Source organism: Christensenella intestinihominis (assembly GCF_001678845.1).
Taxonomy (GTDB): domain Bacteria; phylum Bacillota; class Clostridia; order Christensenellales; family Christensenellaceae; genus Christensenella; species Christensenella intestinihominis.
Window position 1 is genome coordinate 54545 of record NZ_MAIQ01000001.1, and the last position, 19053, is coordinate 73597.

21 protein-coding genes and 1 pseudogene are annotated in these 19053 nt (G+C 49.9%); all 22 read left to right on the plus strand.

Annotated features, from left to right (window positions below):
• Nucleotides 1-89: 89 nt before the first annotated feature.
• The 22 genes and pseudogenes from pyk to BBD38_RS00350 all read left to right on the plus strand — a co-directional run bounded on the left by pyk (nt 90) and on the right by BBD38_RS00350 (nt 19023).
• Nucleotides 90-1841 carry a pyruvate kinase gene (gene pyk, locus BBD38_RS00245; protein WP_066683272.1) on the plus strand — a complete coding sequence of 584 codons (1752 nt, stop codon included), beginning with the start codon at nt 90-92 and terminating at the stop codon, nt 1839-1841.
• 8 nt (nt 1842-1849) lie between these two features.
• Nucleotides 1850-2758, plus strand: coding sequence for a DUF2156 domain-containing protein (locus BBD38_RS00250; protein WP_082989364.1), 909 nt, complete (start codon nt 1850-1852; stop codon nt 2756-2758).
• Entirely contained in the window at nt 2755-3804 is a 1050-nt protein-coding gene (locus BBD38_RS00255) for a GNAT family N-acetyltransferase (RefSeq protein ID WP_066683273.1), read from the plus strand. The genes BBD38_RS00250 and BBD38_RS00255 overlap by 4 nt, the downstream gene beginning before the upstream one ends.
• A gap of 147 nt (nt 3805-3951) precedes the next feature.
• Nucleotides 3952-4242: a hypothetical protein gene (locus BBD38_RS00260; protein WP_066683275.1), complete on the plus strand. Its 291-nt coding sequence runs from the start codon at nt 3952-3954 to the stop codon at nt 4240-4242.
• Nucleotides 4242-4922: a F0F1 ATP synthase subunit A gene (gene atpB / locus BBD38_RS00265; RefSeq protein WP_066683277.1), complete on the plus strand. Its 681-nt coding sequence runs from the start codon at nt 4242-4244 to the stop codon at nt 4920-4922. Before BBD38_RS00260 ends, atpB begins: the two co-directional genes overlap by 1 nt.
• Nucleotides 4923-4986: 64 nt before the next feature.
• Nucleotides 4987-5211 (plus strand): ATP synthase F0 subunit C, encoded by a 225-nt coding sequence (gene atpE / locus BBD38_RS00270; protein ID WP_046443207.1) that lies wholly within the window; start codon nt 4987-4989, stop codon nt 5209-5211.
• 53 nt (nt 5212-5264) lie between these two features.
• Nucleotides 5265-5741, plus strand: coding sequence for a F0F1 ATP synthase subunit B (gene atpF / locus BBD38_RS00275; RefSeq protein WP_066683278.1), 477 nt, complete (start codon nt 5265-5267; stop codon nt 5739-5741).
• Nucleotides 5742-5750: 9 nt separating this feature from the next.
• Nucleotides 5751-7541 (plus strand): annotated as a pseudogene (gene atpA / locus BBD38_RS00280) (F0F1 ATP synthase subunit alpha); the annotation flags it as partial.
• A gap of 62 nt (nt 7542-7603) precedes the next feature.
• On the plus strand, nt 7604-8464 hold the full coding sequence (atpG, locus tag BBD38_RS00285; protein ID WP_066683286.1) for an ATP synthase F1 subunit gamma: 861 nt from the start codon (nt 7604-7606) through the stop codon (nt 8462-8464).
• A 13-nt stretch (nt 8465-8477) separates the two neighbouring features.
• Nucleotides 8478-9893 (plus strand): F0F1 ATP synthase subunit beta, encoded by a 1416-nt coding sequence (atpD, locus tag BBD38_RS00290; RefSeq protein ID WP_066683288.1) that lies wholly within the window; start codon nt 8478-8480, stop codon nt 9891-9893.
• Nucleotides 9894-10307, plus strand: coding sequence for an ATP synthase F1 subunit epsilon (atpC, locus tag BBD38_RS00295; protein WP_066683290.1), 414 nt, complete (start codon nt 9894-9896; stop codon nt 10305-10307). It begins immediately after the preceding gene.
• A 67-nt stretch (nt 10308-10374) separates the two neighbouring features.
• Nucleotides 10375-10947, plus strand: a complete 573-nt coding sequence (gene cobU / locus BBD38_RS00300; RefSeq protein WP_066683292.1) for a bifunctional adenosylcobinamide kinase/adenosylcobinamide-phosphate guanylyltransferase — start codon at nt 10375-10377, stop codon at nt 10945-10947.
• Complete coding sequence (locus tag BBD38_RS00305) at nt 10944-11510, plus strand: histidine phosphatase family protein (protein WP_066683294.1); 567 nt, start codon at nt 10944-10946, stop codon at nt 11508-11510. Before cobU ends, BBD38_RS00305 begins: the two co-directional genes overlap by 4 nt.
• Before the next feature lie 139 nt (nt 11511-11649).
• Nucleotides 11650-12948, plus strand: a complete 1299-nt coding sequence (locus BBD38_RS00310) for a phenylacetate--CoA ligase family protein (protein WP_066684169.1) — start codon at nt 11650-11652, stop codon at nt 12946-12948.
• A gap of 71 nt (nt 12949-13019) precedes the next feature.
• A complete protein-coding gene (gene iorA, locus BBD38_RS00315; RefSeq protein ID WP_066684170.1) occupies nt 13020-14747 on the plus strand; it encodes an indolepyruvate ferredoxin oxidoreductase subunit alpha in 1728 nt (575 codons plus the stop codon).
• Complete coding sequence (locus BBD38_RS00320) at nt 14738-15322, plus strand: indolepyruvate oxidoreductase subunit beta (protein ID WP_066683296.1); 585 nt, start codon at nt 14738-14740, stop codon at nt 15320-15322. The genes iorA and BBD38_RS00320 overlap by 10 nt, the downstream gene beginning before the upstream one ends.
• A gap of 48 nt (nt 15323-15370) precedes the next feature.
• Nucleotides 15371-15802 (plus strand): ACT domain-containing protein, encoded by a 432-nt coding sequence (locus BBD38_RS00325; protein WP_066683298.1) that lies wholly within the window; start codon nt 15371-15373, stop codon nt 15800-15802.
• Between the two features lie 11 nt (nt 15803-15813).
• Nucleotides 15814-16983, plus strand: a complete 1170-nt coding sequence (gene alr, locus BBD38_RS00330; RefSeq protein ID WP_066683299.1) for an alanine racemase — start codon at nt 15814-15816, stop codon at nt 16981-16983.
• Nucleotides 16980-17531: a 5-formyltetrahydrofolate cyclo-ligase gene (locus tag BBD38_RS00335; RefSeq protein ID WP_066683300.1), complete on the plus strand. Its 552-nt coding sequence runs from the start codon at nt 16980-16982 to the stop codon at nt 17529-17531. Before alr ends, BBD38_RS00335 begins: the two co-directional genes overlap by 4 nt.
• Entirely contained in the window at nt 17528-18076 is a 549-nt protein-coding gene (gene rsmD / locus BBD38_RS00340; RefSeq protein ID WP_066683301.1) for a 16S rRNA (guanine(966)-N(2))-methyltransferase RsmD, read from the plus strand. The genes BBD38_RS00335 and rsmD overlap by 4 nt, the downstream gene beginning before the upstream one ends.
• Nucleotides 18077-18556: a pantetheine-phosphate adenylyltransferase gene (coaD, locus tag BBD38_RS00345; protein WP_066683302.1), complete on the plus strand. Its 480-nt coding sequence runs from the start codon at nt 18077-18079 to the stop codon at nt 18554-18556.
• Nucleotides 18553-19023 (plus strand): hypothetical protein, encoded by a 471-nt coding sequence (locus BBD38_RS00350; protein WP_066683303.1) that lies wholly within the window; start codon nt 18553-18555, stop codon nt 19021-19023. Before coaD ends, BBD38_RS00350 begins: the two co-directional genes overlap by 4 nt.
• Nucleotides 19024-19053 lie beyond the last annotated feature (30 nt).

Below are 19053 nucleotides of genomic sequence, written 5' to 3' on the forward strand. Positions count from 1 at the left end.
TGGCGCCGAAACAGGCCGGGCCCTTTTGCGGCTTTGTGCCGGAGCAGGATTGATTAAGATAAAATTTTAAATTGTACGGGAGAATATGAATGAGAAAGACAAAAATTATTTGCACACTTGGGCCTTCCAGTGAAGATGAAAATTCGATCAGCCGCATGGTGGAAGCCGGTATGGATGTGGCGCGTCTTAATTTTTCGCATGGAGACCACAAGACCCAGTTGGAGCGCATCAAAAAAATCAGAAAAATAAGCAAGGCGATGGGAAGGCATATTTCCTGCCTTTTGGATACGAAAGGTCCGGAAATCAGGATCGGCACCTTCAAAGATGGGCGCATTGAGCTTCACGAGGGCGATACCTTCACACTTACGACGCGCGAGGTGGAGGGGGACGAAACATGCGTATCTGTTTCATTCAAAGATTTGCCGCAGGACCTGGCCCAGAAAGCGATTGTCCTGATTGACGACGGCCTGATCGAGATGCAGGTAATGTGCATCACCGATACGGAAATCACCTGCAAAGTCCTGAACGGCGGCGTGCTTTCCGACCGCAAGGGCGTTAATGTTCCCGGCTTCTCCGTATCCCTGCCTTATATCAGCGAGAAAGACCGTGCGGATATCATTTTTGGTATTGAAAATGACGTTGATTTTATCGCCGCCAGCTTTACCCGCAGCGAACAGGATATTCTCGATATTAAACGCATTCTCGATGAGCACAAATGTAAAAGCATTAAAATCATTGCCAAGATTGAAAATGCGGAAGGCGTAAAAAATATTGACGATATCCTGCGCGTGTCCGACGGCATTATGGTGGCGCGCGGCGATATGGGAGTGGAAATTCCGCTCGAAGAGGTGCCTGTACTGCAAAAGCAGCTGATTCGCAAGGCGTATGGGGCGGGAAAAATTGTTATTACGGCAACCCAGATGCTGGAGAGCATGATGCACAATCCGCGGCCGACACGTGCCGAGACAACCGATATTGCCAATGCGATTTATGACGGAACGAGCGCGATTATGCTGTCCGGTGAAACGGCCGCCGGGAAATATCCCGTGGAATGCGTCAAAACAATGGCGCGTATTGCGCTGCGCACCGAAAAAGATATCAATTATGAAATGCGGTTCAAGAAAAACGACATGGCGCAAATTTCGGACGTGACGAACGCCATATCGCACGCCGCCTGCACAACGGCCTATGACCTTGGAGCCTCCGCGATCATTGCCGTAACAAAAACCGGACGGTCGGTTCGTATGGTGTCAAAATACAGGCCTTCCATCCCGATTATCGGCTGCTCGCCGGATGAACAGGTGTGCCGCCAGCTCAGTATGTCGTGGGGTGTAACACCCATGAAGGTAGAGCAAAAGCTCAATACGGACGAGCTGTTTGAGATGGTCGTAAACTATGGAAAGAAAGCGGGGCTGCTTGAAAATGGCGATCTCGTGGTAATTATGGCCGGTGTGCCGCTTGGCATCGCGGGAACCACCAATCTTTTGAAGGTTCATATCGTGGGGGATGTGCTGGTAAAGGGAACGGGGATCAACGGCTTGTGCGCCTCCGGGAACCTTTGTGTTGCACGTACGGAAAAGGAAGCGCGCCAAACCTTTAAGCAGGGCGATATTTTGGCGGTTCCCACGACGTCCAATAATATTTTGGATTTAATGAAGCAATCCGCGGGTATTATAACAGAAGAGGACGGCCCGGATACGCATGCCGCTATTGTCGGTATGGCGCTCGATATTCCCGTGCTGGTGGGGGCGGTGAGCGCAACGCAAATATTGAAAAGCGGGACGCATATTAAGCTGGATGCGGAACGCGGGCTTGTCTGCAATGAGAATCGTGAGGACTAATAATATTTATGCTTAATTTTAAACCGTTGGAGCTTGAAGATAAACCAATCTTTGATCGTTTTGTATTGCCGCAGCAATTCCGGCATTCCGAAGCTTCCTTTTCCAATATGTATACATGGCAGGAAGCGTGGGATATCCAGATGGCAGTGGAGGGGAACGGCCTGTATATCTGGATGTACAGCGACGTATATAAACCATTTATGCTTCCTCCTTACCTGCGGGACCCCGGCGAATCAATCGAGCCGTATATGCGGAAATGTGAAGAGTATATGGCAGGCAGGGGCGGCGTATTCTATATTAAATGCGCCACACCGCGCATGGTGGAGAAAATAAAAGATGATTGCGGTGATCGTTATGGCTTTGTCTATGACGAATATAATTCGGAGTACATTTATAACGCAGAAGACCTGATTAACCTTTCCGGGAAAAAATATCATTCCAAGCGAAATCATATCAATGCGTTTCTCCGCAGCTATCAAAGTGAATTCGATCTGTATGACGATAAATACCGGGATGAGTGCCTGAAAATTCAGGAAGACTGGGCAACGGATAAGGATGCCGATCCCCGGGAGGCGGAAGAAGAAATGCTCTCCATTACAAAAGCACTCGACCACTGGCGGGAACTGAATTTCAAGGGCTGTGTGATTAAGGTTGCGGGAGAGGTTGTCGCGTTTTCCTTTGGGGAACAAATCAGCGAGGATACGGCAATCATCCATATTGAAAAGGCGCGTTCGGGCTATAACGGCTTATTTACCTACGTGAATAATGCCTTTGTGAAAAATGTGTGGCCGCATTGTACGTACATCAATCGCGCGGAGGACATGGGAGTCCCCGGAATCCGTAAGGCAAAACAATCCTACCATCCTGTGTTTATGCTGGAAAAGTATGACGTGATTTTAAGCGGTGAAACAGCATGAATATCCGGCCGCTTGTAAAAACGGATGAAGCACGGGCAAAGGAAATCTGGAAAATCTGTTTTGGGGATTCAGATGCCTTTATTGAAAAATATTTTGATGAAATTATACGCTATGAGGATACGCTCGGCTATTATGAAGAGAGCGACCTCATAGCGGACCTTTTTATGCTCAAATTCCAGGCGAAGCTTGCGGGTGCCGATTTTGAAACGGAATTCCTAGCAGGCTGCGCGACACTTCCCAGGGCCAGAAAACGCGGCCTGATGCGGGAACTGGTACAAAGCGCCATGCTGGATATGAAGCGGCGGGGCCTTGCCGTTACATACCTTCATCCGTTCCTGCATGCTTTTTACCGCCGGTTTGGCTATGAAACAGTCGCCTATATAAAAAGAAGAAGCCTCGCGCCATGTCTTGATTCCAAAGGGAAAAGGCCGGTCATCTATTCCAAAATGGATAAAATTCCATGGAAGGAAATGGAGCTTGCATACGGCCGTTATATCGGGGGATTTGACAATGCGTTCAGCCGTTCGGGGAAACGTTTCAACGAATGGCTTCGCCTGCTCTTTGCCGATCAGGGCTATGCGGTGGTAAGTGAAGCGGGGCCGGGCCTTTCATACGCGCTTTACTATATGGAGGAGGATACTGCGGACGTATTCGAATTGGTATGCCCGGGAGAAAGAGAGCGAGGGATTCTTCTGAATTCTATTCCCGCAAAAAGAGTAAATTATTTTATTCCGTCGGGAAACGATGGGGAAGCGGAAGAATTTACGATGATGAGGGTGCTGTCTCCTGCTTCCCTGCTGGAAAAAATTCCGGTTCATAGGGACTTTACGATTGAAATCGAGGATGACTTTCTTGGAGAGCGTTACAATTTGAAAATAGGGAAACTGCCGGATGGCCGAAACCGGGTTGAAGAAGGTTGCGGGGCAGCGGATATTTCGCTTGCGATAGGCGAACTGGCGCAGGCTGCGGCGGGGGCTTTCCCGCCGGGCAGCGGGCTTGAGGAATATTTTTCCCGGCAGACGGCAAGTTTTTTCGAGACTTATTGAATATCGCGAGTATTCGCGGGTAAGTATGCGTACCGGGTGAATAATGAAAGTAAACCCCGTTTTTCGCGGGAATTTGCGGTTGCATTCTTCAATAAATAGGACTAAACTAAGGTTTAGAAATTTTTTATATTTGAGCAGGTAGATACTATGTGGGGAATCTTTGTCGGATTCGGTCTCGGAATTTTTGAAGTGCTTCTTCTGAAGAAGTTGATAGAGATGATGACGTCCGATCGAAGAAATACTGCAATTGCAGTCCCGGTCACAATTGCCAAGCTCGCTTTAATCCTGGTGGTATTGTGGCTAATGGCCAAGTTTGTTTCCCTGACTGCCATGGTCTGGTGCGCGGCGGGGGTCGCGGCCGCAATGATCGGAATCCCGGTCGTAACAAGTATTTTGACAATCAAAAAATATAAGCAGAGCGGAGGTGAGCAAAAATAATGGATATACCAAGCGTATTTCCTGACAAAGTAACGATTTTCGGCGGTTTTACGGTTTCGACGACGCTGATTGCCGCCTTCGGCACAACACTGGCGATTATTGTGTTTAGCCTCATTTTTCGGTTTGTTATCCTGAAAAATTTCAAACGGGTGCCTAAGGGCCTGCAAAATGTGATGGAACTTATGGTGGAGGGGGTAAACAAATTCTCCAATTCCATTATGGGCGCAGGGAAGAAGGCAAGTTCCATAGCGCCGTATATCATGACTATTTTTGGGTTCATTATTTGCAGCGGGCTTCTGGAATTCCTGGGAATCCGTTCTCCCGCAACGGACCTCGATTGTACGATAGGGCTTGCGCTGATTACGTTTGTGCTCATTATTGCCTATTCAATCCGCTTCCGCGGTGTAAAAGGGTGGCTCAAGACCTATGCGGAACCGAAGCCGTTCATGGTTCCCATCAATGTGCTTTCATCGGTGGCGGTTCCGATTTCACTCGCATGCCGGCTTTTTGGCAACATGTTCAGCGGTCTCGTGGTTATGGATATGCTTTATGGGGCAATGGGGAATTTTGCGATTGTCGTTCCGGCGCTTGCCTCTATCTATTTTATTTTGTTCCACCTTGGTATGCAATCGTATGTATTTTCAATGCTGACGATGTCGTTCATCGAGGAAAAAGCGTAAATGTGTTTAGGCGGTACGCCGCTTGTATATTTTAATGAATAATGGAGGTAAATTAGTTATGGATATGGGTTTGATTGCAATCGGCGCAGGCCTGGCCGTTTTTACAGGCATGGGTGCAGGGATCGGTATGGGAATTGCTACGAGCAAGGCGTGTGAGGCTGTGGCAAGGCAGCCGGAAGCAACCGGAAAGATCAATCAGGTGCTGCTGATCGGGCTTGCGCTTGCAGAATCTACGGCCATCTACGGTTTTGTTATTTCAATCATTATGATCTTCACGATGGGAAAATAAGAAACGTAGGGCGCACAAACGGGTTGCGCAAATAAGCACAGGGGAAACTTGAGATGGAAATTAATTTTCTGGAAATTATACTCTATATTGTAAACATCATCGTTTTGTTTTTATTTTTGCGGTGGCTGCTTTATAAGCCGATCACGCGTTTTTTGAATAACCGGACAAACGAGATTCAAAAGCAGATTGACGAAGCCGCGCAGAAGTATTCGGATGCGGAGCAGCTAAAGGCCAAGTATGACGAAATGATGGAAAATGCGCAGGACCTTGCGACGGAGCTGATTAATAAAAGTAAATCCGTGGCGGACGAACAGGCGCGCCAAATTGTTTCCGAAGCGGAAGAGAATGCGGATGAAATCCGCACGCGTACGGAAAAACATATTGAATCGCAGAAACAGCAGGCTGTACTTGAAATGCGGCAGGAAGTGACGCGCATGGCAATTCAGATTGCAGAAAAGGTGTTGCAGCGCGAAGTGTCTTACGAAGATAACAAAAATGTTATCAACGAATTTTTTGAGAAGGTGAGTTAATATTTGGAAATGAAGGGTAAACTCGTTTGTGCAGCTGAATTCACGCCAGATGAAATATCCGCGATCACCGGAAAGTTTGACAAACTTTTTGACGCGAAAATAGATTTTGATATTACTGTCGATCCGTCTCTTATCAGCGGTTTTGTTGCGACTGTAAACAATATGGTTTACGATCTCAGCGCGAAATCCTATTTAGACAGGATGCAGGAATATATTGGCGATAATTCGATTCATACGGACACTGAAAATATTGAAGATATCATAGCCGCCCTGAAAAAGAATGTAGACGGGGCACTCGGGAATACTGCGGTAGGGGAAGACCTTGCGAGTAAAATCACCCAGTTTGACGTTAAATATGATATCTCGATGATTGGCATTGTAGAGCGCACGGGCGACGGCGTTGTCTTTGTGCGCGGGTTAGACGGGTGCAAATACGGCGAACTCCTGCAGTTTGAAAATGACGCATACGGGATTGTTATGAACCTGGAGCTCGAACGGGTGGGCGCCGTCCTTTTAAATGGCGTGGCGGACGTTGTAGAGGGTTCTATGGTACGTCATACCGGCGATGTCGTTAAAGTGCCGGTGGGAGATGCCGTGCTGGGGCGCGTGTTGAATCCGCTGGGCCTTCCGATTGATGGGAAGGGCCGGATTCTGACTGAAAATTCCCGCCCGATTGAAACGCCGGCGCCGGCGATCATCGACAGGCAGCCGGTTGATACGCCTCTTCAAACGGGAATTATGGCGATTGATTCGATGATCCCGATTGGCCGGGGTCAGCGGGAACTCATAATCGGCGACCGCCAGACAGGAAAGACGGCGATTGCGGTCGATACGATTATCAACCAAAAGGGACAGGATGTTAAATGCGTCTATGTGGCCATTGCCCAAAAAGCATCGACCATTGCGGAAATTGTGAACCGTCTCGATGAATTCGGGGCGCTTGATTATACGACGGTTGTGGCCTCTACGGCAAGTGATACCGCCCCGATGCAGTACATCGCACCCTATGCGGGCTGTGCGATTGCAGAGGAATTTATGCGCGACGGCCAGGATGTGCTCGTTGTCTATGACGACCTTTCCAAGCACGCGGTAGCCTACAGGACGATGTCCCTGCTGCTGCGCAGGCCGCCGGGACGCGAGGCGTATCCCGGGGATGTTTTCTATCTGCATTCACGGCTGCTCGAGCGTGCCGCGAAGCTTTCGGAAGAACTTGGCGGCGGCTCGATGACGGCCCTTCCGATTATTGAAACGATGGAAGGGGATATCTCGTCCTACATTCCGACAAATGTGATTTCGATTACGGACGGCCAGATTTATCTGGAAACGGAATTGTTCAACTCCGGGCAGCGTCCGGCTGTTAATGTCGGGCTTTCCGTATCGCGCGTGGGCGGCAGCGCCCAGATCAAGGCGATGCGCAAGGTTGCGGGCCCGCTGCGGCTTGAGCTTGCCCAGTATCGGGAATTGGAGGTGTTCTCCCAGTTTGCTTCCGATTTGGATAAAGCGACGCAGGACGCCCTTAATAATGGACTCAAGGTAACGAAAGCGTTGGTGCAGCCGCAGTATACGCCATATTCTGTAGAAAACCAGGTTATTTTACTGTGCATTGCAACCAACAAAATACTGATGGATATCCCGGTGGACAGGGTGCGTAAATTCAACGAAGAATTTTTGGATTTTGTGAACGCGAAGTATCCGCAGATTCGCGGCGCGATCAAGGAAACAAAAGAGCTTTCGGAAGAGAATGAAAAATTAATCCTCGATGCAGTCAAGGAATTTGAACGCGGATTTTTGGCGGAGAAAACAAAGGACGCCCCCGGCGGAGAAACCCCGAAAATTGAAGCGGAAGCAGGAGCGGCCGAATCATGAGGAGTCTTGCAGACGTAAAAAACAGCATGCGCGCAATTGGCGACACAAGCAAAATTACGAGCGCGATGAAGCTTATTTCCACGTCGAAAATGCAAAAAGCAATTCAGCGGTACGATGCAAACCTGCTGTACTTTAACCGTGTCCGCAGCGCGATCAAGGATATTCTCGTGCATTCCCACGAACTGCACCATACGTTTCTGGAAAAGCATGAAAAGGGGCATCCGGCCTATATCGTAATTGCCGCGGATAAGGGGCTGTGCGGGGCCTACAACCATAATATCCTGAATTTCGCCTCGGATTTCATGACGCCGGGGGAAAAGTTTGTCGTTACAATCGGCCAGGAAGCGCGTGCGTTTTTTGAGCGTAAAAATATTCCGATCGACGTGGAATATCTTCATATTTCTCAGAACCCAACCTTGTATGAGGCGCGAAACCTGGTAGACGACCTCTCAAAAATGTATAAAAGCAGTGAAATGAACGAGGTCTATCTTCTTTATACGCGTTATTATTCTTCCGTTAAACAGGTGCCGACGGCACTTAAGCTGCTGCCCATGGAGCTTGACAGCTTTGCGGATATTGAAACAGAGCTCGATTATGAGAACGAGATGAATTATCATCCGTCCCCGCGGAAGGTGTTCGACGTGCTTGTGCCGCAATATATCGTCGGCCTTATCTACGGCGCGTTGGTCCAGGCGTTTGCGAGCGAAAACAGCGCGCGTATGATGGCTATGGATTCTTCCTCGAAAAATGCGGCTGAAATGCTTGGCAAACTCAGTATCGAGCTGAACCGGGCGCGCCAGCAGGCGATTACGATGGAAATCACGGAGATTGTCGGCGCGATGGAGGCATTAACCTAAGGAGCAGGAATGTATGTATGATTATAAGATTATAAGCGAAGGTGAAATTATAAAAATAACAGGCCCGGTTATCGACGTGAAATTTACCGAGAAAGCGGACCCGTCTATCAATACGATCCTTTACGCGAAGAACGATGCGGATCAGGACGGGCGCGTATGGATGGAAGTTGCCTCGCAGATTGGCGACAGTGTCGTGCGTTGCATTGCCCTTGAAGCGACGGAAGGCCTTGCGTGCGGCATGAAGGTATATAACACCGGGGAGCCGATTACGGTCCCGGTCGGGGATCATATCCTCGGGCGGGTTGTGAACGTAATGGGGGAAGCGATTGACGGCAAAGGTGAAATTGAAACGGATGAATATTGGCCTATCTACCGTTCGGCTCCGCCGTTTGCGGAACAAAACCCGGTTTCCGAAATTTTTGAAACCGGCTTAAAGGTAATCGATTTAATTGCCCCATACGCAAAGGGCGGCAAGATCGGCCTGTTTGGCGGCGCCGGCGTAGGGAAAACAGTCCTGATTAACGAGCTGATTCATAATATTGCAACGGAAAGCGGCGGATATTCCGTATTCACCGGCGTGGGAGAGCGCAGCCGGGAAGGGCGCGACCTGATTGGTGAAATGGCTGAAAGCGGCGTTTTGGAAAAAACAGCCCTGGCATTCGGGCAGATGAACGAACCGCCGGGTTCGCGTATGCGGGTAGCCATGACGGGCCTTACGATGGCGGAGTATCTGCGGGATAAGACACAGCAGAATGTGCTCTTGTTTATCGATAATATTTACCGGTTTATCCAGGCGGGCTCCGAAGTCTCGGCCCTGCTTGGGCGTATTCCATCCGCAGTCGGTTACCAGCCGACGCTGGCGAACGAACTGGGGGCGCTGGAAGAGCGCATTACGTCGACAACGCATGGCTCCATTACTTCCGTACAGGCGATTTATGTTCCGGCCGACGACCTCACAGACCCGGCGCCTGCAACGACGTTTTCGCATCTTGACGCGATTACCGTGCTTTCGAGAAGTATCGCCGAGCTTGGAATCTATCCGTCGGTCGATCCGCTGGAGTCCTCCTCCCGTATCCTGGACCCGCGCATCGTGGGAGAGGAACACTACGAGGTGGCAAGCCGCGTTATTCTCACGCTCCAGCGCTATAAGGAACTGCAGGATATCATTTCGATCCTTGGGATGGAAGAGCTTGCCCCGGAGGATAAAATTACCGTGTTCCGGGCTAGGAAAGTGCAGAGATTCCTGTCACAGCCGATGTTTGTAGCTGAAATTTTTACTGGAATCAAGGGAAAGTATGTTCCGCTGGAGGATACAATCAGAAGCTTTAAAGCGATCCTTGACGGCGAAGTTGACGATTTGCCCGAGCAGGCATTTTTGATGGTCGGGGATATTGACGAGGTAAAAGAAAAAGCAAAAGGAATGAAATAAATGGCTTCGGAATTCTTGCTTGAAATCCTAACGCCCGAGCGGTCTTTTTTCTGTGACAGCATCTTGTCCGTGATTTTTCCTACGGAAGATGGACAGATGTCAATCCAGAAAAACCATGAATCGGAAGTGGTGACCGTAGTTCCGGGAGAGGTGAAAATCAATACGGGGAAAAAATGGCTGATATGCTCTGTTGCGGAAGGGTTTCTTGAGATACGCCCGGATGAAACAATCATGTTTACGCAGGCGGCGGAGTGGCCGGATGAAATTGATGTGAAACGTGCGGAACGCGCGAAAGAGCGCGCGGAAGAGCGCCTGCGCCAAAAGCGGAGCGAACAGGAATACCGGCGGAACAAAATTGCGCTCGCGCGGGCAATGGCGAGGCTGAGCCTCACCAAGCGGAAAACGACGCTGTAATGGTTATGGGCGAGGGATATGAAAATCCCCCGCCTTTTTCATCATGGATTCTGAAAAGGTGTGTTCAATGGGAAAGATTACTTTTATTACGGGCGGCGCCCGGAGTGGGAAAAGCGATCATGCGGAGCGGATGGCGGAAAAGTACCGGGATGTGGCCTATATTGCGACGGCGGTGGTTACGGATGACGAAATGAAGCTGCGGATTGAGCGCCATAGGAAACAAAGGCCGCCCATGTGGAAGACTTATGAAGCGCCGTACGATATTGCGCGTATAATTCAGGAAAGCAGCCATGAGGCATATCTGGTCGACTGTATTACCGTGTATATCACCAATCTGCTTTTGTGTGAAAAAGCGGATTGGGAATCCGGCGTCCTCGGGTCCGCAGAACAGAAATACCTGGAAAAATCTGTGGAACAGAAAATCGGCGAAATGCTTTCCGCTATGGAGGAAAATCCGGCGCGGTTTATTGTCGTTTCAAACGAAGTGGGGATGGGACTTGTCCCGGAATATGCGCTGGGAAGGATTTTCCGTGACCTGGCCGGACGGGCAAACCGCAGGATCGCCGAAAAAGCGGAAGAGGCATATTTTTCAGTGAGCGGGATATTGATTCCCTTAAAAAAGATGCAGGAGGAATTATGAGCACCAGTTTTACATTTTTACGTCATGCACAGACAGAGGCAAATGAAAAGGGCGTGTTCAGCGGGAGCACAGACCTTCCGCTTAGCCGCGAAGGAGAAGCCTGCGCGCGGCAGGCGGCCCTTGAACTTGCGGACGAACACTTTGATGCAATCTTTTACGGGAGGGCGAAGCGCGTCCTCCAGACGACGGATTATGTGCTCAGCAAGCTGCGGGAGGTTCCTAAAATCATCCTGAAATCCGACCGCATCAGGGAAACGGATTTTGGCTTGTTTGAAGGACTTTCAGCGGATGAAATTGAAAAAAAATATCCACAGGAATGGAAGCGGTATATGGAGGATTGGCAAACCTTTGTTTTTCCTGAAGGAGACGGGATAGAAGCTTATTATGAACAGTGCGGACAGTTTATCCATGACCTCCTGTTTGAATATGAAAACAACAGGATACTGGTGATTGCCCACAAGGGCTTTATCCTCGCGTGCTGGTCGGCCCTCCTTACCGGCGATATCTCCGATGTGTTCACCCGCGATATCAAAAATGGAGAAACCATAACGGTTACAGTGTGACGAAAAGGGATTCTTTAAATAGCTTTCAGATGAATCGAAAGCTATTTCTTTTTTTCTATAGATGTATTATAATATTATGTAATTGTCTTAAAGCGGATAGTACCGCTTTCTTTTAGGAGGGAATCATACGTTGGAACACATTATTTGGGACAGGGAATTTGAATGCGCAGACCGAAAGAAAATCAAGGAACTGCAGCTCGAAAGGCTCAGGCATACGGTGCAGTATTGCTACGACAACGTACCTCATTATAGAAAGAAATTTGATGAAATCGGTTTAAAGCCGGAGCATATCAAAACGCTCCGCGACATTGAAAAAATACCCTTTACAACAAAGGAAGATTTTCGCGCAAATTATCCGTACGATATGTTTGCGGTGCCTATGAAAGATATTGTCCGCCTCCACGGTTCGTCGGGCACGACGGGGAATCCGGTGGTGACCGGCTATACCAGGCACGACCTTGACATGTGGACGGGCCTTGTGTCGCGTATCGCCTGTGCGGCGGGCGTTGTTCCGGACGACATCGCGCAGATTTCCTTTGGATACGGCCTTTTTACCGGCGGATTCGGCCTGCACTACGGCCTTGAACGCGTGGGCCTGAGTGTGATTCCTGTTTCGAGCGGGAACACAAAACGCCAGATTAAGTTCATGCAGGACTTTGGGAGCACTGTGCTGATCAGTACGCCGTCGTATGCGATGTACCTTGGCGAAACTGCGCAGGAAATGGGAATCGATTTCAAAAAGCTGAAGCTGCGTCTTGGGCTTTTCGGGGGCGAGGGCCATACCAAAGAGATGCAAAAACAGATTGAGAAATACCTGAACATCACGGATACGGAAAATTATGGCCTGACGGAGGTTATTGGCCCCGGCTTTTCCGGGGAGTGCTATGTGCAGAACGGAATGCATATCGCAGACGACGAATTTATTTCCGAAATCATCGACCCGGAGACGGGAGAGGTGCTTCCCATGGGCGAAAAGGGAGAGCTTGTCGTAACCAGCCTGACAAAGGAGGGCGTGCCGATCCTGCGCTACCGCACAAAAGATATCACGCGCCTGATGGACGAGCCCTGCCCGTGCGGACGGACGACGACCCGTATGGAAAAGGTTTCGGGCCGGACGGACGATATGCTTGTAATCCGCGGGGTGAATGTTTTCCCGTCGCAGATCGAAGGAGTGTTGCTGGGGATGGACGATGTCGCGCCGCATTACGAGATCGTGCTGACAACGGAAAAGCATCTGGACCGGATCGAGGTCAAGGTGGAGGTTGCGAACGCGGAACTGCTCACCAGCTATTCTGCGCTCGAAGCGCTGAGGGAACGGATTTCTAATAATATTTATTCGATCCTGAATATGCATGTCAAGGTGACGCTCGCAGAACCGCACACCCTGAAACGCTTTGAAGGAAAAGCGCGCCGGGTTACGGATATGCGTACCGAATAAAGAACCCTCCTTCCGGCAGGCCGGCAAGGAAGCTTTACAATAGGAGAGAACTAAAGAGGATTGGTATGGGAATGAAAAAAATTATGCTTGGAAACGAGGCGTACGCGCAGGGGGCGTATGAGGCGGGGGTAAACGTCGTCTCATCCTATCCGGGTACGCCCAGCACGGAAGTTACCGAAAACATTGTAAAACATGACGAAGTGTACGCGGAATGGGCGCCAAATGAGAAGGTTGCGCTCGAGGTTGCCGCCGGTGCGAGCTATGGCGGCGCGCGGGCGCTTTGCTGCATGAAGCATGTCGGCCTGAACGTAGCGGCAGACCCGCTTTTTACCGCATCGTATACGGGAGTGAACGGCGGGCTGGTTGTTTTGGTCGCAGACGATCCAGGGATGCATTCAAGCCAGAATGAACAGGATTCCCGTTTTTATGCGCGCAGCGCCCATGTGCCGATGCTTGAACCCGCCGACAGCGGCGAAGCGAAAGAGTTTATGAAAGCGGCCTTTGAATTGAGCGAACGCTTTGACACGCCTGTACTGGTGCGCTCCAACACAAGAATTTCACATTCGCGGGGAATTGTGGAAACGGGGGAACGCAGGGAGATTCCGCTGAAAGAATACCGGAAGGATATTAAGAAATATGTCATGATGCCGGGAATGGCGCGGGGGCGTCATATTGTTGTGGAACAGCGCATGAAGGATATTGCGGAATATGCGGAAACAACGGAACTTAACCGCACCGAATATGCCGGTTCGGAGATTGGCGTAATCACGAGTGGAACATGCTATAACTACGTGAAAGAAGCGCTGCCGAATGCAAGTATCCTGAAACTTGGCATGGTGTATCCGCTTCCGCAAAAGAAGATCAGGGAATTTGCGTCGGGGGTGAAGACGCTGTATGTCATCGAAGAGCTTGAGCCCTTTTTTGAAAACCAGATCAAGGTTATGGGAATCGATATAAAAGGGAAGGAACTTTTTACGGTGCAGGGAGAGTATTCCACGCGTATGCTCCGTGAAAAGCTGTGCGGGGAAGTTTGTAAGCCGGTAGAAGTCGGCGGGCTGCCGCAGCGGCCCCCGGTGCTTTGCCCGGGCTGCCCGCACAGGGCCGTCTATTATATGTTTAATAAGCTGAAGCTTACCGCAATGGGGGATATCGGGTGTTATACCCTTGGTGCGGGCGCGCCGCTTTCCGCGATCGACACGACGCTGTGTATGGGCGCGTCGATTGGAATGGCGCACGGTATGGAAAAGGCGCGCGGCAAGGAATTCGCGCGAAAGCTTGTCAGCGTAATCGGCGACAGCACCTTTATGCATTCCGGCATTACCGGCCTTACCAATATGATTTACAACGGCGCGACTTCAACCGTGCTGATTTTGGATAATTCAACTACGGGCATGACGGGACATCAGGATCATCCCGCAACGGGCAGGAATGCAAAAGGCGAACCGGCCCCGGCGGTGGACATCCCAAAGCTTGTGGAAACGCTGGGGATAAAAAATGTTCGCGTTGTCGATCCATTCGACCTTCCGGCGCTGGAAGCGGCGCTGCGGGAGGAAACGGCACGCGAAGAGGTTTCCGTCATTATTACGAAACGTCCGTGCGTGCTGATTGACAGAAGTTCGGTCAAGGGAACGCTTACCGTTACCGACGCCTGCCGTAATTGCGGCACCTGCATGAAGCTCGGCTGTCCGGCACTTGTCAAAGGAGAAGATGCGGTGCGGATTGATGCGTCGCTGTGCATCGGCTGCGGCCTGTGCGCGGATGTCTGCCCGTTCCATGCGATTGAAGGAGGGTGCGAATGAAAAGTATATTGATAGCCGGGGTTGGCGGCCAGGGTACGCTGCTTGCGAGTATGGTATTTGGTCAAATTGCCCTGAAGCTTGGATATGACGTAAAGCTTTCGGAAGTGCACGGAATGGCGCAGCGCGGCGGAAGCGTGGTAACCTATGTGCGGATTGGGGACGAAGGAGAAAAGGTATATTCTCCCGTAATCGACGAATGCGGTGCGGATATTCTTTTGGCGTTCGAAGAACTGGAGGGCCTGCGCTGGCTTCCTTACTTGAATCCCGACGGGGGAAAAATGTACTGCAATTCGCAGCAGATTCTGCCGATGCCCGTGATTACGGGGGCGGCCGCCTATACGGAGAATATTCCGGGGAAAATAAGGGAACACTTTCCAGACGCGGTATTTGTAGACGCGCTTGCGCTCGCCAATGAAGCGGGCAGTGTAAAAGCCGTAAACACTGTGCTGCTCGGCGTCCTTGCCAGGAATATGGAGATCGACAAGGAGATTTGGACAGAAGCAATCCGCTCTGTGGTAAAACCAAAATTTGTGGAATTGAATGAAAAAGCATTTGAACTTGGGTATGCCTTATAGAATGCCCGGAAAGTATCTGTACGCAGAAGCGCTGGAGGAGGAGAGAAAATGTTAATTAAACAAATATCGGCTTTTGTTGAGAATAAAAAGGGAAGATTGTACAGCCTGACGCAAACGCTTGCCGACCATAACATTGACCTGAAGGCGCTTTCCATTGCGGATACGTCGGAATTCGGGATATTGCGGTGTATTGTAAACGATCCGGATAAGGCGCTTGAAGTCCTGCAGGAGGGAGGCTTCACGGCTTCCATGACGCCCGTGCTTGGGATTGAAGTGGAAGATATGCCCGGCGGGCTTGCGCGTGTCCTGAAGGCGCTGCATGAAAATGAAATCAGCGTTGAATACCTGTATTCCTTTGTTGGAACGAGGGGGGAAAACGCAATCGTTATTTTTCATGTGAAGGAAACGGAAAAAGCATTCGAAATTTTAAAAAATGCCGGGTTGAAAATGCTCACCGGTGAAATGATCTATAATATTTAAGAGGCTGAAATTTGTATAGAAAAACGTTTGCCCGGATTCATCTTGGGAACCTCAAACAAAATATCAGAAATGCGGCGGGGAATGTGCCGGATGCGTGCGGAATCGTTGCAGTGGTGAAAGCGAACGCTTATGGACACGGTGCGGTGGAGTGCGCACGGGCGGCAAAACAGGCTGGGGCATGCATGCTTGCGGTGGCCCTTGCGGAAGAAGCGGTGCCGCTCATACAGGAAAATATCGGACTTCCGATCATCATCATCGGGCGTTCCAACCACGAACAATTACGGCTTGCGGTGGAACTCGGTTTACAGCCGTGCGTATTTACCCCGGACGACATTGCCTTTCTCCAGGAGGCCAGCGCGGAACAGGGAACAAAAACGAAGGTTCACCTGAAATTCGATACGGGAATGTGCCGCATCGGGATTCGCAGCGATCAGGAGCTCGGGGAATGTATCAAAACCCTGAATGCCTGCGACCGGGTCGGGCTTGAGGGGGTGTTTACCCATTTTGCAAACAGTGACGCGAAAAATAAAGACCATGCGATAGGACAGCATGAAAAATTCCTGCATTATATCGATATTTTAAGGGAAAACGGATTCCGGCCGGCCATCCACGCGGATAACAGCGCCGGAACAATTGATTTACCGCAATTTTCACACGATATGGTTCGCTTCGGCATCTCTATGTACGGCTATTATCCTTCGGACGAGGTAGATAAGGACGCGGTTCCTTTAAGCCCGGTGATGGAGGTTTTCGCAGAAATTTCCCATGTTAAAACCATTGAACCGGGTGAAAGCGTGGGATATGGCAGCACGTTTACCGCACAACGTACGACAAAAGTCGCCACTGTGCAGATCGGTTATGGCGATGGCTATAACAGGCTTCTTTCAAATAAAGGAAAAATGATTGTAACTACGGATTGCGGTTCGTTTTACGCCCCTATTATCGGGCGCGTTTGTATGGATCAAACCATGATTGATATAACGGATGTCGGGGGGGCGGTGCAGACGGGCGACGTCGTAACCGTGCTTGGGAAAAAAGGCGATAAACTGGTATCGGCAGACGATATCGCGAAAATTTGCGGGACGATCAGTTATGAGGTCCTTCTCGATTTCAATGAACGAGTGCCGCGGGTTTATTCGGACGACAATGGCGCTGACCCAGCAGGCAAGGAGCAGAAATGACAAAACAGGAAATACGGGAAAAAATTCTCGATATGCGGCGTGGCCTTACTTCCAAGTATATCGACGATGAATCCGCAAAAGTATATGAACGGCTGACGGAGGGTGGAATTTTTAAAGGCGTGAAGACCGTGCTTTCTTACAGCGATTTTGATAACGAGGTAAAAACAGCGATGCTTACGGGATGGCTGATGTTCCACGGCATGAGCCTCTACCTTCCGTGCGTACGAAAGAATGAAATGTTTGCGGCGGATATCAAAAGCGCGGCGCTTGAGTTAAGCCGGTTTGGAATTGCGCAGCCGAAATTTTCAGAGGCTTCTTTTCTGGAACCCGGGAAAATCGACGCGGTAATCGTGCCGGGAATTGCGTTTGACCGGAATGGCCACAGGATTGGGTTCGGCTGCGGGTATTATGATGAATTCCTGAAAAGGGCGGGAAATGCGAAAAAGATTGCCCTGGCCTATGATTTCCAAATAGTGGATTTTATCCCCGCCGAAGCGCATGACGTCCAAATGGATATGATTATTACACCGGATGGAATCATTCTATGAGGATTATCGCAGGTGAAAAGCGCGGCCTGAAACTTATGACACAGGACGGCCTTGAAACGCGGCCGACACTTGACAGGGTAAAGGAAGCGCTGTTTGGCCGGATACAATTTGAACTCAGGGAAAAATGCATCCTGGATTTGTTCGCGGGCAGCGGCGCGCTTGGCCTCGAGGCGCTTTCGCGCGGGGCGCGGGAAGCGATATTTGTCGACCATGACGAGGGGGCGGAACGCGCGATCAAACATAATATTGCCGCTGCGGCAATGGAGGAGCGGGCGGTTTTTATTAAAAATGACTATGCAAACGCAATGAAACTATTTCAAAATAAAAGGAAGTTTGATATAGTATTTATAGACCCGCCGTATGCCAGTGATTTTTACGGGCCGGCAATGCGCGGCCTCACGGAATATGGATTGCTTTCCGACGGTGCGGTTATAGCGGCGGAAAGCGGCGCGCCGCTTACGATTGCGGCATGGGGTTATGCGCTGGAAAAACAGAAAAGGTACGGGAAAACGTTTTTGAGTTTTTTCCGTTGGAAAGAGGAATAAATGAAAGCTTGCATATATCCGGGCAGCTTCGATCCGATTACAAAAGGCCATATGGATATCATTGGCCGCGCGTGTAATCTTTTTCCAAAAGTTTATGTAGGGGTGCTAAAGAATCCTGCGAAAAAGAACCTTTTCCCGGTAGAAGAGAGAAGGGAAATGATACGGCGTGCAACTGCCGGAATGAACGGGGTGGAGGTCGTAACCTTCGACGGTTTACTCGTGGAGCTGATGAAAAAGCTGGATTGCCGCATCATCATCCGCGGCCTTCGGACAGGAACCGATCTTGAGCTTGAACAGCAGCTTTCCGTCATCAATGGAAAATTGCTCCCGGGGGCTGAAACGGTTGCGCTTCTTTCCAAGCCGGAGACTTATTTTATCAGCTCGAGCGCAGTTCGTGAATTGATTGAGTTCCATGCGGATATATCCGACTATGTTCCGAAAGAGGCGGCAGATATGATAAACGGAGGGAATGCAAAATGAAAGTCTTTGATTTGCTGAATGAGATCATCGAAGAAGTAGACAACAGCCGAAAATCCCTGTTTGGAAATAAAAAAACCATCGATGTTGAGTTCGTTCTGGAGATACTGGAAGAAATTAAGGCGTCGCTGCCGGACGAAATTGTTTACGCGCAGGAGGTTCTGGACCATAAACGCGAAATTATTGATTCGGCCCAGGGCAAGGCGAAAAACATATTGGACGGGGTTGACAGCAGGTTGTCCGAACTGGTTGAAGACCACAAGGTGACGCAGCTTGCTTATGAAAAGGCTAACCGGGTAATCGACGCGGCCCAGAAACAGGCGTATGAAATCCGCGTAAATGCAAATGATTATGCGGTGAATGTCCTGGAAGACCTTTCTTCCTATATGAAAGAGTATATGGATATTATTAAGGAAAACCAGTCGAATTTTATCAATAAGAAGAATAAAGACCAGGCCGAATTTGAATAAAAGAAGTTTAAAAAGGAAATCTTTATGTTA